14 protein-coding genes are annotated in these 17115 nt (G+C 35.9%); 3 read left to right on the top strand and 11 right to left on the bottom strand.

What is annotated here, in order from left to right:
- Positions 1-49: 49 nt before the first annotated feature.
- Positions 50-886 (bottom strand): prephenate dehydratase, encoded by an 837-nt coding sequence (locus B6A10_RS14440; protein ID WP_188221426.1) that lies wholly within the window; start codon positions 884-886, stop codon positions 50-52.
- 295 nt (positions 887-1181) lie between these two features.
- On the opposite strand from B6A10_RS14440, the gene gldA reads away from it, so the two are divergent.
- Entirely contained in the window at positions 1182-2078 is an 897-nt protein-coding gene (gene gldA / locus B6A10_RS14435) for a gliding motility-associated ABC transporter ATP-binding subunit GldA (RefSeq protein WP_188221425.1), read from the top strand.
- A gap of 100 nt (positions 2079-2178) precedes the next feature.
- On the opposite strand, the gene metF is transcribed toward gldA, so the two are convergent.
- The 9 genes from metF to B6A10_RS14390 form a co-directional block, all read right to left on the bottom strand.
- Complete coding sequence (metF, locus tag B6A10_RS14430) at positions 2179-3132, bottom strand: methylenetetrahydrofolate reductase [NAD(P)H] (RefSeq protein WP_188221424.1); 954 nt, start codon at positions 3130-3132, stop codon at positions 2179-2181.
- A 58-nt stretch (positions 3133-3190) separates the two neighbouring features.
- Positions 3191-5872: a methionine synthase gene (gene metH / locus B6A10_RS14425; protein WP_188221423.1), complete on the bottom strand. Its 2682-nt coding sequence runs from the start codon at positions 5870-5872 to the stop codon at positions 3191-3193.
- Between the two features lie 363 nt (positions 5873-6235).
- Positions 6236-7237: a homocysteine S-methyltransferase family protein gene (locus B6A10_RS14420; protein ID WP_188221422.1), complete on the bottom strand. Its 1002-nt coding sequence runs from the start codon at positions 7235-7237 to the stop codon at positions 6236-6238.
- A 346-nt stretch (positions 7238-7583) separates the two neighbouring features.
- A complete protein-coding gene (locus B6A10_RS14415; RefSeq protein WP_055094593.1) occupies positions 7584-8636 on the bottom strand; it encodes an NAD(P)/FAD-dependent oxidoreductase in 1053 nt (350 codons plus the stop codon).
- A gap of 102 nt (positions 8637-8738) precedes the next feature.
- Entirely contained in the window at positions 8739-9365 is a 627-nt protein-coding gene (locus B6A10_RS14410; protein ID WP_188221421.1) for a precorrin-2 dehydrogenase/sirohydrochlorin ferrochelatase family protein, read from the bottom strand.
- Positions 9366-9377: 12 nt separating this feature from the next.
- Entirely contained in the window at positions 9378-11468 is a 2091-nt protein-coding gene (locus B6A10_RS14405) for a HEPN domain-containing protein (protein ID WP_188221420.1), read from the bottom strand.
- Positions 11469-11534: 66 nt separating this feature from the next.
- On the bottom strand, positions 11535-12779 hold the full coding sequence (locus tag B6A10_RS14400; RefSeq protein ID WP_026715053.1) for a sulfate adenylyltransferase subunit 1: 1245 nt from the start codon (positions 12777-12779) through the stop codon (positions 11535-11537).
- Between the two features lie 101 nt (positions 12780-12880).
- Positions 12881-13780 (bottom strand): sulfate adenylyltransferase subunit CysD, encoded by a 900-nt coding sequence (gene cysD, locus B6A10_RS14395; RefSeq protein WP_026715052.1) that lies wholly within the window; start codon positions 13778-13780, stop codon positions 12881-12883.
- A gap of 80 nt (positions 13781-13860) precedes the next feature.
- Complete coding sequence (locus B6A10_RS14390) at positions 13861-14562, bottom strand: phosphoadenylyl-sulfate reductase (RefSeq protein ID WP_188221419.1); 702 nt, start codon at positions 14560-14562, stop codon at positions 13861-13863.
- A gap of 374 nt (positions 14563-14936) precedes the next feature.
- Between B6A10_RS14390 and B6A10_RS14385 the strand changes: the two genes are divergently transcribed.
- Complete coding sequence (locus B6A10_RS14385; protein WP_026715050.1) at positions 14937-15719, top strand: sulfite exporter TauE/SafE family protein; 783 nt, start codon at positions 14937-14939, stop codon at positions 15717-15719.
- Between the two features lie 77 nt (positions 15720-15796).
- Here B6A10_RS14385 and B6A10_RS14380 read toward each other — a convergent pair whose 3' ends face one another.
- On the bottom strand, positions 15797-16207 hold the full coding sequence (locus B6A10_RS14380) for an RrF2 family transcriptional regulator (RefSeq protein WP_188221418.1): 411 nt from the start codon (positions 16205-16207) through the stop codon (positions 15797-15799).
- Positions 16208-16389: 182 nt separating this feature from the next.
- Here B6A10_RS14380 and B6A10_RS14375 point away from each other — a divergent pair, with 182 nt between their 5' ends.
- Positions 16390-17013, top strand: coding sequence for an outer membrane beta-barrel protein (locus tag B6A10_RS14375; protein ID WP_188221417.1), 624 nt, complete (start codon positions 16390-16392; stop codon positions 17011-17013).
- Positions 17014-17115 lie beyond the last annotated feature (102 nt).

Below are 17115 nucleotides of genomic sequence, written 5' to 3'. Positions count from 1 at the left end.
TTTGGCTTTTGAACTTGGTTCAAATTGACAATCCTTCTTTTACTTTTATTTAAATCAAACTAGGTTTTGTATTGGTATACTCGCCTAAAACTTTGAAATATTCTGCCATAATTTCTAACAAAGATTTTGCTTTAGCGTAATCTTCATATTTTTCGAAAGTAACATCCACAAAAAAAGAATATTTCCAAGGGGTTTCTATTTTTGGCAAGGATTGAATTTTAGTCAAATTCATTTTACAATCGCTCATTACATTCAAAACTGCCGCCAAACTTCCTCGTTTATGATCCAATTCAAATTTCAAAGAAGCTCTGTTTATCTCATCTTCCGAAACAAATGAATCCTCCTTTTGAATAATCACAAAACGGGTCATATTATTTTTTATCGTTTGAATTTCGGGAGCTAAAATTTCTAAATCATACATTTCTGCCGCTGTTTTACTTGCAATTGCAGCAATACCTGTTAATTGTTTCTCCTGAATTCTTCTTGCTGTTTCAGCCGTATCTTTATCTTCAACTAATTTAATATGCGGGTATTTTTTTAAAAAATCCATACACTGCAACAAAGCCATTGGATGCGAATATACTTCGGTAATATCTTCAATCTTCTGACCTTTTAAAGCCATTAAATTTTGATGAATACTTAAATAATGCTCCCCAATGATGTGCAATTTATTCTTATCAATCAAAGCATAATTAGGAATAATAGGACCAGCGATAGAATTTTCAATAGCCATCACCGCCTGAGTTGACTTCCCTGACAAAAGACTATCTACTAATTCTTCAAAAGACATACATTCATCAACAACCACTTGCTGACCATAATACTCCTGAGCCACCTGATGATGAAAAGAACCTATTATACCTTGTATTGCAATTTTTGCTTCCATTTATTCAAAAAAAAATCCTGATTTTCATCAGGATTGTATATTAGTTTTATTTGTTTTATTCGTTTTTCAAATTACCATAGCACAATCCTTATCTCTCGCTAAAGAAATAAAAAGAAAAGCTAAAATAGAAACGGTTATTTGACATCTTAATTAAATATTATTCTCTACGAATTATTATTTTTAACGCTGGCAAATATATGACTAATTTCCAATTACACAAAAAATATTCTGGTTTTTTTTCAAAAAAAACAAAGCAAAACTTTTTCTGTTTACTTTTGCATACAAATAAAAGTATATGTCAATAGAGGTCAAAAATATTTCCAAAAGTTACGGTAGTCAAAAAGCTTTGGACAACATTTCATTTTCAATACAAAAAGGAGAAATCGTTGGTTTTTTAGGTCCAAACGGAGCCGGAAAATCTACCTTAATGAAAATATTAACCACTTACCTCGCCTCTGACGAAGGAACAGCAACAGTTAACGATGAAGATGTAAGCCAAAACCCCAAAGCCGTCCAGCGATCCATTGGCTATTTACCGGAACACAATCCATTATATTTAGATTTGTACGTTAGAGAATACCTCGCCTTTAATGCTGATGTATATAAAGTTCCTAAATCACGCATCAATGAAGTTATTGAACTCACCGGTTTAAATCCTGAAAGTCATAAAAAAATAGGCCAACTTTCCAAAGGCTATCGCCAAAGAGTAGGACTGGCTAATGCATTGCTGCACAATCCCAATGTTTTAATTTTAGATGAACCTACAACAGGTTTAGATCCAAATCAGCTTTTAGAAATCCGAAACCTGATTAAAAATGCCGGAAAAGACAAAACTGTTTTTCTTTCTACACACATCATGCAGGAAGTAGAAGCCATTTGTGATCGTGTCATTATCATCAACAAAGGAAAAATTGTTACCGATAAAAAATTGGACAATCTGGTTTCGGAACAAAACGAACAAATCATCGAAGTGGAATTTGACTATAAAATCGAAGAACAGCTTATTGCTAAAATTGAAAACTTAATTTCTTTCAAAAACATTCACGACATGACCTGGGAACTGGTTTTTAAAACCGACAAAGATATGCGCCCGGCAGTTTTTGATTTTGCCAATGAAAACGGATTAAAAACTCTTCAACTGAATCAAAAGAATAAAAATCTGGAAGCAGTATTTAGAGAAATTACTAAATAAGTATTCAGAATTTAGTATTCAGTTTACAGTAACAAAAAAGCATCGTCTCTATGGAAACGATGCTTTTTATATTATTAAAATACCTATCTAAATTATTTTTTTAAAATACCTGACTGGCAATTTTTTGAATATTATCTGATTTACCCATAGAATAATAATGTACACATGGAGCACCAAACCCAATTAATTCTTTAGATTGTTGTACCGCAAAATCAATCCCTATCTGACGAACAGCCGCATTATCTTTAGCATTCTCAATATCCGAAATCAATTCCTGAGGCATATCCAGCCAAAACACCTGTGGCAATAACTGTAAATGTCGTTTTACTGAAACCGGCTTAATCCCTGGAATAATTGGCACATCAATTCCAATGGATCTCGCTGCTTCTACAAATTTAAAATAACGCTGATTATCAAAAAACATTTGGGTCACAATGTAATCAGCTCCGGCATCTACTTTTTCTTTCAGTCTTTTCAAATCAGCTTCCAAACTAGGTGCTTCAATATGTTTTTCCGGATAACCGGCAACTCCTACACAAAAATCAGGAGCATTTTCCAATGGCAATTCGCCATGTAAAAACTTCCCATTATTCATTGCTTTGATTTGCTTAACCAAATCAACAGCATAAGCATTTCCTCCTACTGTAGGTTCAAAATACTTCTCCCCTTTCATTGGGTCACCTCGTAAGGCTACTAAATTTTCTATTCCTAAATAATGACAATCTACCAATAAATATTCAGTTTCTTCCCTTGTAAATCCGCCACACAAAACGTGAGGAATGGCATCAACACCATATTTATGTTGAATAGAAGCACAAATCCCAACTGTACCTGGACGCATACGAGTGATACGACGATCAAAAAGTCCGTCTTTCTCAATATAAACATATTCTTCTCTCGAAGTCGTTACATCAATAAAAGGAGGCTTAAATTCCATTAAAGGATCTATATTAGCATATAAATCTTTAATATTACTTCCTTTTTGAGGCGGTACAATTTCAAAGGAAAACAAAGGTTTACCTTTTGCTGCTTCTAAATGTTGTGTTACTTTCATTTCAAGTCTTAAAGTTTGAATGTCAAAAGTCAGCCCTTTGGACTATATGACTATTATTTTAATCTGCAATATTAGGACTCAGCCATTTTGAGGCTAAATCTGTTGAAATACTTCTACGTTTGGCGTAATCAATTACCTGATCTTCTTTTATTTTCCCAAGACCAAAATACCTGCTGTCAGGATTTGCAAAATAATATCCGGATACCGATGCAGCCGGCCACATCGCCATACTTTCAGTCAAAGTTACTCCAATTTCTTCTTCGACTTTTAAAAGTTTCCAAATCGTTGGTTTTTCCAAATGATCCGGACAAGCTGGATATCCAGGAGCTGGACGAATTCCTTTATAATTTTCTTTGATTAATTCTTCGTTTGTCAAAGTTTCTTCGGCATCATAACCCCAGAATTCTTTACGCACTTTTTCATGCAAATATTCTGCAAAAGCTTCAGCCAAACGATCGGCCAGAGCTTTTACCATAATCGAATTATAATCATCCAAATTATCACGGTATTCATCAGCCCATTCATCAACACCAAAACCAGTTGTCACACAAAAAGCTCCCATGTAATCCGTAACTCCATTATCTTTTGGCGCAATAAAATCGGCCAAGGCAATATTTGGCGCCCCTTTGGTTTTTTGTGATTGTTGACGTAGGGTTAAGAATTTCTCCAATTCTTTTCCATTTTCGTCATATAACTGAATATCATCATCGTTCACTTGGTTAGCCGGATAAATTCCGTAAATACCTTTGGCGACAAATTTCTTCTCTTTCAAAATTACTTGCAGCATTGCCTGCGCATCTTTGAAAACAGCTGATGCCTGTTCGCCCACTACTTCATCCGTTAATATTGCCGGATATTTTCCGTACAATTCCCATGTTTGAAAAAACGGAGTCCAGTCGATATAAGAAACCAAAACATCCAAATCTACCTCTAAGCTTTTAGACCCAATAAAATTTGGTTGCTTTGGAGCATAATTTGCCCAATCCAATTGCATTTTATTCTTACGGGCATCTTCAATCGTCAGGAAATTTTTATCTCGGGAACGATTTAAGAATGACTCTCTAAAAGCATCGTATTCTTCACGGATAGAAGCTTTATAAGCCTCTTGATTTTGATCCAATAAATTCCCTGCTACGGTTACCGCTCTTGATGCATCATTCACATGCACTACGGTTGACTTATATTGAGGAGCAATTTTCACAGCCGTATGCGCTCTTGAAGTAGTTGCCCCACCAATCATGACAGGAGTTTGCATGTTACGCTTTTCTAATTCTTTTGCCAAGAAAACCATCTCATCCAATGAAGGCGTAATCAAACCACTCAAACCAATAATATCTACATTATGCTCCTGAGCAGCTGCAATAATCTTTTCTGGAGCAACCATTACTCCTAAATCGATAATTTCGTAATTATTACAAGCCAAAACAACTCCAACAATATTTTTACCAATATCGTGAACGTCACCTTTTACAGTGGCTAATAATATTTTTCCGTTTCCTTCTTTATCTCCTTGTTGTTTGGAAGCTTCAATAAACGGCAACAAATAAGCCACCGCTTTTTTCATCACACGTGCAGATTTTACTACCTGTGGCAAGAACATTTTCCCGGAACCGAACAAATCTCCAACAACATTCATCCCCGCCATTAAGTTGATTTCGATTACTTCGATAGGTTTTGTTGCTGCTAAACGGGCTTCTTCCACATCTTCTTCAATAAAAGTATCAATTCCCTTCACTAAGGAATGCGTGATTCTTTCCTGGAAAGTTCCTAAACGCCATTCCTGTACTTCTTTTTCCTGAGTTTTCTCACCACCTCTTACACTCTCAGCAAATTCTAACAAACGCTCCGTAGCATCGTCACGTCTGTCCAGAATTACATCCTCAACATGCTCTAATAAATCCTTAGGAATATCGTCATAAATGGTCAACATTTCCGGATTTACAATTCCCATCGTCATTCCGTTTTTGATGGCATGATACAAGAAAACCGAGTGCATCGCTTCACGAACCACATCATTTCCACGGAAAGAGAACGAAACATTACTCACACCACCACTGATGTGTGCGTGTGGTAAATTTTCACGAACCCATTTGGTTCCTCTGAAAAAATCCAAAGCATTCAAACGGTGTTCCTCCATTCCAGTCGCGACTGGAAATATATTCAAATCAAAAATAATATCCTGAGGCGGGAAGTTTACTTTATTCACTAAAATATCATAAGATCGCTTACAAATTTCCACACGACGATCGTAATTATCCGCCTGACCTACTTCGTCAAAAGCCATGACGATTACCGCCGCTCCATAGCGTTTGATTAATTGGGCGTGATGGATAAATTGCTCTTCTCCTTCTTTCAAAGAAATTGAGTTTACCACACATTTTCCCTGTACTACTTTCAATCCGGCTTCGATAATAGGCCATTTCGAACTGTCAATCATAATCGGAACACGGGCAATATCCGGCTCGGCCGCAATCAGATTTAAGAATTTCACCATTGCCTGTTCTCCGTCAAGCATTCCCTCATCCATATTGATATCGATGATTTGGGCGCCACCTTCTACCTGCTGTCTGGCGATATCTAAGGCTTCATCGTATTTTTCTTCTTTGATTAATCGAAGAAATTTACGTGAACCTGTTACATTGGTACGCTCACCTACGTTTACAAAAACGCTTTCCGGCGTAATAATCAACGGTTCTAATCCTGATAAAACTAAATTTCTTCTTGCTTCTACTTCTGCCATTTTATTTATCTTATTTTATTCGTCCAAGTCATTGCGAGTTCCGATAACTATCGGAACGAAGCAATCTCACTATCTGTATTCTCATTTTGTCATTCCGACGAAGGAGGAATCTCATCCTTTGCTCTCGTTATGTAATTCCTTCGTTCCTCGGACTCGAGCGCCAGCGAACAGGCGAAGCAATGACACAAACTGAACTTTTTTTATTCTCTGTGTGGGCACGAGCGGGACGCTCGCGCTAGCTGGTGCAAGGTTTTACAAACCTTGGCTGTTTAGTATTTTTATTTTTACGCAGATTTTGCAGATACAGCAGATTTTTTATCTGCTAAAATCAGCCGAATCTGCATGAATTTTATTATATAAATTTTATAGTGTTGCAGTCGAAACTCTTGGTTTGTACTTTGCTGCAACCTCAGCAATCAATCTAATATGATCTGGCGTTGTGCCACAACATCCTCCAATGATATTCACTAAATTATCATCCAGATAACTCTTAATTTGCGCCTGCATTTCCTGTGGTGTTTCATCATATTCTCCAAAGGCGTTTGGCAATCCAGCGTTAGGATGCGCAGAAACGTTGAAAGAAGTATGCGAAGACAATGTTTGCAAATAGGGTTTTAACAAATCGGCTCCCAAAGCGCAATTGAATCCTACACTCAACAACGGAATATGCGAAACTGAAATCAGGAAAGCTTCTACCGTTTGTCCTGAAAGTGTTCTTCCGGAAGCATCGGTAATCGTTCCTGAAACCATGATTGGAATATCAATATTACGTTCTTCTTTTACTTCTTCGATTGCAAAAAGAGCAGCTTTGGCATTTAGCGTATCAAAAATAGTTTCTACCAACAACAAATCGCATCCGCCATCCATCAAAGCCTCTACCTGCTGTTTGTAGGCAATACGTAGATCATCAAAAGTTACCGCTCTGTATCCCGGATCATTTACATCAGGAGACATCGATGCCGTACGGTTTGTTGGCCCGATTGATCCGGCAACAAAACGAGGTTTTTCCGGGTTTTTGGCTGTAAATTCATCGGCTACTTGGCGGGCAATTTTTGCCGACTCGTAGTTCAATTCGTAAACCAAGTCTTCCATGTGATAATCGGCCATACCAATTGTAGTTCCTGAAAACGTATTGGTTTCTACAATATCAGCTCCTGCTTCAAAATAAGCAGCATGCACCTCAGCAATTGCTTTAGGTTGGGTCAGCGACAACAAATCGTTATTTCCTTTTAACGGATGTGGAAAATCCTTGAAGCGTTCACCTCTAAAATCTTCTTCCGAAAAATTGTAACGTTGCAACATGGTTCCCATGGCGCCGTCTAAAACGAGTATTCTTTTTTTGATTTCTTCCTGAATGCTTGGCATAATTTATCTTTTGTTTTCCTGCAAGGTCATTTTTGACCTTGTAGGTATCTAATTTATTCTAATACCTACAAGGTTTTTAAAACCTTGCAGGAGACATGCTTCCTAACCAAAACAATTGTGGCTCATTAGCCCCGATAGAGCCGATATCTCCCGATTTAGAAAAACAAGGCTCTCAGCCGTAGTTTTTATTTATCGGGAATAAAGGCGAAAGCGGGAATCCATAATAGCTGAATTTCCAATTGTTTCGCTCCAAATTATTTTCCAAATTTGGAAATGCAAAGTAAAGCAATAGCCTTACCACTTGCAAGTGATAAGGCTATTTATAATTGTAAACAACTAGGTGTTTTTAGTTTATCGCTTTTACAACTGCTTTAGGTGCTTCTTTACGGGTTCCGTCAAATCCGTCAACTCCAGATACCGTAGTATATTTCAACACATAACGTTTTCCAGGATTCACGATTTGGTATGCCGCCTGACACATTAAAGTAGCTTCGTGGAAACCACAAAGAATCAACTTCAATTTACCCGGATAGGTATTGATATCTCCAATAGCGAAGATTCCGGGAATATTGGTTTGATAATCCAAAGCATTGTTTACTTTGATGGCGTTTTTCTCGATTTCTAATCCCCAGTTTCCGATAGGTCCTAATTTAGGTGTCAATCCGAAAAGTGGAATGAAATAATCACAAGGAATGTTACGGTGCGCTCCGTTTTCTTCTAAATCTACTGATTCCACGTGCTCTGCACCGTTAATTCCAACAACTTCTGCAGGAGTAATCAAGTGAATTTTACCTTTATCTTTCAATTCCTGAACTTTTTCAACAGAATCCAATGCCCCACGGAATTCGTTACGACGGTGCACTAAAGTCACTTCAGAAGCTACATCAGCTAAGAAGATACTCCAGTCTAAAGCTGAATCTCCTCCTCCGGCGATAACCACACGTTTGTCTCTGAATTCTTCCGGATTCTTGATGAAGTATTTTACTCCTTTATTTTCATAGAATTCGATATCCTCGATTAACGGTTTACGAGGTTCAAAACTTCCTAAACCACCCGCAATAGCAATTACTTTAGCGTGGAATTCAGTACCTTCATTTGAAGTTACGATAAACGAACCGTCTTCTTGTTTAACAATAGTTTCAGCACGTTCTCCCAAAGTAAAACCTGGTTCAAACTGCTTAATTTGTTCCATTAAGTTATCTACTAAATCTCCTGCTAAAACCTCTGGAAATCCAGGAATATCATAGATTGGTTTTTTAGGATACAACTCAGCCAACTGACCTCCGGGTTGTGGCAAAGCATCCAGGATATGACATTTTAATTTCAATAATCCTGCTTCAAAAACGGCAAATAAACCAGTTGGACCGGCTCCTATTATAAGGATATCTGTTTCAATCATTTTTCAAATTATTTATAATCATTCTCGATAACAGCAAAGAAACGAATTTTATTAGACTTAATAAATGACAATAATCATTAGTTTCTAAGAAATTATCTTTTTTTATTTATTTTTTAAACTAGCGGTGATTTCATTCATTTTTTGAACTTTGTCTTCAAAATCACCTTTTAAGGTTTTTCGATATTCGTTGAGATTTTGCACCATTTCATTGATATCCTCCGGAATTACTTCTTCAAAAAACTCTCTCAAACGCTTGGCCGTTGTAGGCGATTTTCCATTGGTTGAGATGGCAATTTTTACATTTCCTTTGGTTACAATACCTCCTAAATAATAATCACATAAATCAGGTGTGTCGGCAATATTGCAAATCAAATATCTTTTTCGCGACAATGTATAGACGCGTCTATTGACCTTTAAATCATTGGTACAGGCAATGACCATATGGCGCTTTTTGAGCATTTTTTTCTTGAACTTTTTCCCGGTAAGCTTGACCCCAGGATGTGCTTCGGCAAGAGAAACCAATTCAGGAATAAACGTTGGAGCTACCACTTCGACCTTTGCATTAGGACTCGATTTAAGCAAAAAAGATAACTTTTCTAAACCCACATTTCCACCGCCTACTATCAGCACGCTTAGGTTATGCAGTTTCAAAAATATCGGATACAACTCGTTGCGTTCCTGCTCCTGAGATTGTAAATCGGCCTGATTGTTATCTATTTTCTCGCTCATGATTTTTCAGGATTATGCTTTTGCTAAATCTTCAGCACGATAAGCTTCAATAGCTTCAAAAAACGAAGCAGCACTTTGAATATATTGTTTTGCAAAAGCTTCTGTTGGCTCATTTTTATTGATTTGGTACACCAATTCTCTGAAAGTAGTTCCCAATTCAATTTTATTTGATTCAACAAAAACGCTATCAAAAGAATCTACGATTCCGGCATGCGTATTTGTTTTTTGTTTTTCTGCCAACAATAAAGCTTTAGCTCCGTTTACAAAACCTGCATAAGCCAAATAAATCGCATCTGCCCATTTTTGTTCGTTGAATGCTTCGTTAGCAAAATCGATTTTTTCTTTAGCTTCGAATAACAAAGTAGCTACTAAGTCGATTACTACTCCCGCACATTCTCCAACTCCTACTGCTTTTACATAATTATCAGCATTACCCCAATCCACAAAATCAGCTTCAGTAAGGTTAGTAACATCTGCAAGAGGTTTCAAGAATTCGTAGAAATACTTTTCACCTTTAGCATCATAATAGTCTAAGAACTTAGCTCCGTTAGCATTGGCTTCAAAATCATTTAAGATTAAACGCAAAGCTTCAGGACCACGGCGACTAGGAATTTTGATTACTTTATCTGCAAAACGACCGTTTCCGTTTTCTAAGTTTCCTCCGCCTAACAACACTTGTAAAGCCGGCGCAACTAATTTTCCTGAGTTGATTGACATTCCCTGGAAACCAATTTCAGCCATATTATGTTGTCCACAGGCATTCATACATCCACTAATTTTGATAGCAATGTCAGTATTATTAAGGTATTGTGGATATTCTGTTTTCAACACTCTTTCTAACTCATCAGCGATACCCGTACTACTTGCAATACCTAAATTACAAGTATCTGTACCCGGACAAGCCGTAATATCTCCGATAGAGTTGTATCCTAAATTAACCATATCTAACTTAGCTAATTCTTGGTAAAAGAATGGTAAATTTTCTTCTTTAATATTACGGATTACAATGTTTTGACGTAATGAAAAACGCAATTCATTAGCTCCGTAGTTTTTAATCAAATCAGCCAATAATCTCGCTTTGTCAATATAAAAATCACCTAAAAGTATTTTTACACCTATCGCCACATAACCCGCTTGTTTTTGAGCAATCACATTCGATTTTTTCCAAGCTTCATAAGCCGCTACATCTTCGATAGTAACTGTTGGCACTTCTAATAAAGGTTCCGTAATTGGTCCTTCGAAAGCAGTAGTGTCAATTTCGTAACTATGGAAAGGCAATGCTTTTTTCTCTTCTTCTACCAAACGTAAAAATTCGTCACGACCTAAATCTTTTATTAAGAATTTCAAACGTGCTTTTAAACGTTTTGCTCTTTCACCATAACGGTCAAAAATACGAATTACACCTTCAGCAGTTGGAATAATTTGGTTTACAGGAACAAACTCAGAAAGCAATTCAGCGTGAGAAGGCTGAGAACCTAATCCACCACCTAACATTACTTTGAAACCTTTTTGTCCGTCAACAATTTTAGGAATAAATCCTAAATCGTGTAAATAACTCAAAGCAGAATCTTTCTCAGATGAAGAGAACGAAATTTTGAATTTACGTCCCATTTCCTGACAGATAGGGTTACGCAATAAATATTGGAACAAAGCGTGCGCATAAGGAGTCACATCAAATGGTTCATCAACATCTACACCTGCTAATTCACTTCCTGTAATATTACGAACGGTGTTTCCACAAGCTTCTCTCAAAGTAATATCATCTTTAGCCAAATCTGCCCAAAGTTCCGGAGTTCTGTCTAAACTCACGTAGTGAATTTGAATATCCTGACGGGTTGTAATGTGTAAACGACCTGTAGAATATTTTTCTGAAACATCCGTAATTCTTCTTAATTGCTCACTCGTAACTTTTCCGTAAGGCAATTTGATACGAATCATTTGCACCCCTTCCTGACGTTGCCCGTAAATTCCACGAGCCAGACGAAGACTACGAAAACGCTCGTCATCAATTTTTCCACCACGGAATGCGTGAATTTTTTTCTCTAAATCGATAATCTCTTTTTGGACAATCGGATTTTCTATTTCTGTTCTAAAACTTTCCATTTCTTTTTCTTTTACCATTTACTGCTCATACCTTCAGCGCATGGTTATTAATTTTACCTGCTAAAATTATCTAATAAAACCTACTCCCGCAGTTGTATTAGTTGTTGGATCAATTAAGATAAAAGCTCCGTTTGATTTGTTTACATCATAAGCATCAAAATACAAAGCTTTGCTTAATTTAATACTTACTTCTCCAATTTCATTAATAGCTAATTGTGAAGCTGGAGTAGTTCCTGAATAATCAGTAGCAATTACATTATTGATACTGTCCACCTTCGCCAACACTCTATTTGTATTATGTTGTACCAAATATTTAGTTCCGGGAACTAATTTTTTGCTGTCCATCCAGCAAACTGTTGTCGTGATTTCTTTCTCTACTCTTGGCAATTCGTTTGATTTTACAATCATATCACCACGAGTTACATTGATATCATTTTCTAATTCGATAATAATTGAAGAACCAGCAGCTGCTTCATCAAATTGTTGATCAAAGAAATGAATGTTACTCACCTTAGATTCTGTCAAAGAAGGTAAAACAGTTACTGCATCACCCACTTTAATATTGTTTCCGTATAATTTTCCGGCATAACCTCTAAAGTCATGGTATTCTTCCGTTTTAGGACGAATCACTGTTTGAACAGGGAAACGAGTTTTTCCGGTATCATAAATATCTTTTGATTCTAAAGCTTCTAAGTGTTGCAAAATAGTTTGTCCAGTGTACCAAGGCATTTTCCCTAATGAATCCACCACGTTATCTCCTGTTAAAGCACTTAAAGGAATATAGCTAACGTTTTGCTCTTTGTAATCACTTTTTGCATTCAATGCCTGAAAGTCGGCTTTGATTTTGTTGAACACTTCTTCCGAATAGTCCACTAAATCCATTTTGTTTACCGCAACAATCACATCTTTTACTCTCAATAAATTATTGATAAAAAAGTGACGGTACGTTTGCTCAATTACTCCTTTACGGGCATCAATCAAAATGATAGACACCTGAGAAGTAGAAGCTCCTGTAACCATGTTACGGGTATATTCTACGTGTCCCGGAGTATCAGCGATAATATAACTTTTCTTGGCTGTAGAAAAATAAATATGTGCTACATCAATTGTAATTCCTTGCTCTCTCTCTGCCACCAATCCGTCAGTAGCCAAAGAAAAATCTAAATAATCATATCCTTTTTGCTTACTGCTTCTTTCGATTGCTTCTAATTTATCTGTAGTTAACGATTGTGTATCGTATAATAATCTTCCGATTAACGTACTCTTTCCGTCATCTACACTTCCTGCTGTTGCTATTTTTAAAACTTCCATCTTACTTTTTTGTTTCAGGTTTAAAGTTTCAGGTTATTTGAAAACTTAAATCTGTATATTTTTTTGATTCTTCTAACTTCTAACTCTTAACTTCTAACTTATTAAAAGTAACCTTGTTGTTTTCTTTTCTCCATCGCTGCTTCTGAACGTTTGTCATCAATACGTGCTCCACGCTCCGAAATAGTAGATTGTCTGATTTCACCAACAACCTCTGCGATAGTTCCTGCATAAGATTCAACAGCAGCAGTACAACTCATATCTCCAACAGTTCTAAAACGAACCACTCTTTCTTCTACCACTTCATCTTCATCTTGGTAAACAAATGGTGAGTGAGACCAAATCATTCCGTCTCTTACGAATACTTTACGTTTGTGAGAGAAATAAATAGAAGGAATTTCAATTTGCTCCTGCTCGATATAACTCCAAACGTCTAATTCTGTCCAGTTAGAAATTGGGAATACACGAACGTTTTGTCCCAATTCAATTTTTCCGTTTAACAAATCAAATAACTCCGGACGTTGATTTTTCTCATCCCATTGACCAAAATCGTCACGAACCGAGAAAATACGTTCTTTAGCTCTTGCTTTTTCCTCATCACGACGCGCTCCACCAATACAGGCATCAAATTTAAATTCTTCGATAGCATCTAAAAGTGTTGTAGTTTGCAAGCTGTTTCTACTTGCGTAACGCCCAGTTTCTTCTACCACCTTACCTTGATCGATAGCATCCTGAACATTACGAACGATTAACTCTAATCCTAATTCTTCAACTAATTTATCTCTAAAAGCAATAGTTTCAGGGAAGTTGTGTCCTGTATCTACGTGCAACAATGGAAAAGGAATTTTTGCAGGAAAAAAGGCTTTTTGTGCCAATCTTACCAAAGTAATCGAATCTTTTCCTCCTGAAAAAAGCAATACCGGCTTCTCAAATTGAGAAACTACTTCTCTAAATATGTAAATCGCTTCACTTTCTAAAGCATTTGTTTTTAAAACTGAACTTATCATTATGTTTATTTGGTAATTTGTTTATTTGTTTATTCGCATTTGATTTTAAACGATTAAACACACAAACGATTAAACTTCTATTTTTGGTGTAACCCGCATTCTTTATGGCTTTGTTCCCAATACCATCTTCCGGCTCTGATATCTTCTCCTTCTACGATGGCTCTGGTACATGGCGCACAACCGATACTTACAAAACCTTTTTTGTGCAAACTGTTTTGAGGGACATTATGGTCATCAATATATTTTTGAACTTCCTCCAATGTCCATTTTAATAACGGATTGAATTTTAAGATTTCAAAATTAGCATCATATTCGAACAAATGCAAATTACTTCTGTTTTCTGATTGCTCGGCTCTCAAACCTGTTATCCACATTTTGTTACCAGCCAAAGCTTTTTTCAAAGGCACTACTTTACGGATATAACAACATTCTTTTCTGTTTTCTACAGATTCAAAGAAACTATTAGGACCTTTTTTCTCCAGCAATTCCTCTACCGCTTTTGCCTCAGGAAAATACACTTTAATAGGCGTTTTGTATTTTTTTTGTGTTCTGTGAAAAACATCATAAGTCTCCTGAAACAAACGTCCTGTATCTAAAGTAAAGATCTTTACAGCAGCCCCGCTTTTTTCAATCAAATCAGTAATTACCTGATCTTCCTGACCAAAAGAGGTTGAAAAAACCACCTCATCTTTATATTCGTTTGCCAAAAAAACCAAAGTCTCTTCTATTGAAAAGTCTTTTGTTTTTTCTGTCAATATTTTAACTACATCTTCGCTCATCGCTTCTCTTTCTTTTTAATAAAACTTATTACCCTATCGGTTTAGTAGATTACTCCGCAAAAGTAATACATTTTTTCAAATTACAAAACTTATTTTGATTTTTTTCACAAGCCAAAGATCAGGATTCTAAAACATAAAACACTACATACCAACACAAAAGAGCAAATAATAAATTCACCCCAAAAGCAAAACCACGGAAACCTTAAAAACAACTCTAACAAAATTAAATCACATTAAAAGAAGACCCGTAAAATCAGTAAAACCTATTTCAACCCGAAGCCAAAAAATATTTTTTCTTATAATTTTTATAAATTCTACTAAATCCATAGGATTATTATAAAATAATTGTACTTTTGCATCAAATAAATTTTATCATGGATATTGAAATAGGTTTTGTAATCGCCGGATTAGTAGTAGGTTTTATTGTTGGAATGACAGGTGTAGGCGGAGGTTCCTTAATGACTCCCATTTTATTATGGTTTGGTATTTCACCCACAACTGCCGTTGGAACCGATTTACTGTACGCAGCATTTACAAAAATAGGTGGTGTTTTTGTACATCATAAAAAAAACAACATCAACTGGCAAATTACAGGATGGCTTTCACTAGGAAGTGTACCAGCCGCTTTCCTTACATTATGGATTCTTGAAAGCGTAAAGACAGACATTTCACAAATCAACACCATCATTAAATTTAGTTTAGGCTGGGCTTTACTTTTTACTTCTGTTGCTGTTTTATTTAAAAAGAAACTTTTAGTTCTTTCGCAAAAACATGCCGGCGACAAATTTCACAGTCAAAGCAGAACCCAAAACCTTTTAACTATTGCCATTGGAGTTTTACTGGGCTCAACGGTAACACTTACCTCTATTGGAGCAGGAGCTTTAGGAACGGTAACTTTATTTTTCTTATATCCACTTTTACCAACTCCAAGGCTTGTAGGAACTGAAATTGCTCACGCCGTACCCTTAACTCTTGTTGCCGGACTGGGACATGCTTCAATGGGAAATTTAGACCTTACTTTACTAAGTCAATTATTAATGGGGTCACTTCCGGGAATTTTCATCGGAAGTATGTTAAGTGGAAAAGTTCCCGACTTATTACTTAGAAATGCAATTGCAGTAATGTTATTTTTTGTAGGATACAAACTGGTTTTCTAAAATTCCATACTATCATAAAAAAAGAGCGGATTTCTCAATGCAAAGAAATCCGCTCTTTTTTTTTATAGCTACTCCATTTAGAAAGCAATATCTGCCAGACTGTTATTTTCTAAAATCATCAGTGTATTATCACGTACTTCGGTCATCAGCCTTCTTACCGCACAAGTTGCTTCGTCAGTACAATCATCGCATGGTTCGTAAAAATTATGACTGGCACAAGGCAATAGCGCAATAGGTCCTTCCAGAATGCGATACACCTTTGCCATATTAATATCCTTAGGCTCTTTGATTAAATAATAACCGCCGCCTTTTCCTTTTTTAGCCCCTAAAAAACCCGAATGACGCAACAACAATAAAATACTTTCTAAAAACTTAATCGAAATATTTTCAGACTTAGCTATATCAGCAATAGCCACAGGCGTTTGATCTTCCTGGCGTGCCAAAAAGGTCAAAGCTTTAATACCGTATTTTGTTTTCTTTGAAAGCACTTTTAATGATTTTAAATTATTGAATTAAGTCCAATTAATTATTCTCTACTTGTGATATGTTTTTATAAAACAAATCTACATTAAAAATAAGACGAATCAAAAACCTACATTTTTTTCTTACTTTTATTCTGAAAACAAAAATAATCTTACATATATTTGCAATAAATTTTAACCTCATAAAAATGAAAAAAATATTTTTAGCATTATCATTAAGTTTTATAGGAATTTTATCAGCCCAAACAGAAAAAGGTTCTTTTATTATCAGTGGACAAACTAATTTAGGTTTCATTTCTAACACTATTAAATACAAAGCTCAAGGGCAAACAATTGACGGACCAAAAACAAACACTTTTACTATTTCACCGGGTGCAGACTATTTTATAGTGGATAATTTTGCGTTAGGATTATCCTTGGACTTTAAATCTACTACAACAAAAATTAAACAAAATACAAATATTAACGATCCTTACGACCCAATCTATACCGCAGGAGAAAATAAAGAAACTCAAACCACTCTTTCTATTATTCCAAATGCCACCTATTTCTTTTCAGAAGGAAAAACAAGACCTTTTTTGAACGCCGGAGTAGGTTTCGGAAATAATAAATACAAAAGTGATTCAAATGGAACATCTAGTACAAATGGAGTTGTATGGACAGCGAATGGAGGATTCATTTATTTAATAACTCCAACTGTGAGTATTGATTTTGGATTGGGCTATGCTAATTACTCCTTCAAAAACGAGGGTGTCACCATAAAATCAGGTGCATTAGGCGTACAGACAGGAATTAGTGTGTTTTTAAAATAAAACAAAAAAAAGAAGCCGTCTCAAAACATAATTTGAGGCGGTTTTTTCATTTCAGTCTATTTGGTTTGATTTTTACTTCTGCTGAAAAAAACTAAAATTGTC

Origin of the sequence: Flavobacterium pokkalii (assembly GCF_014596575.1) — a bacterium.
Taxonomy (GTDB): domain Bacteria; phylum Bacteroidota; class Bacteroidia; order Flavobacteriales; family Flavobacteriaceae; genus Flavobacterium; species Flavobacterium pokkalii.
Note: the sequence above shows the minus strand (reverse complement) of the source record. Positions and strands in the feature narration are given on the sequence as shown.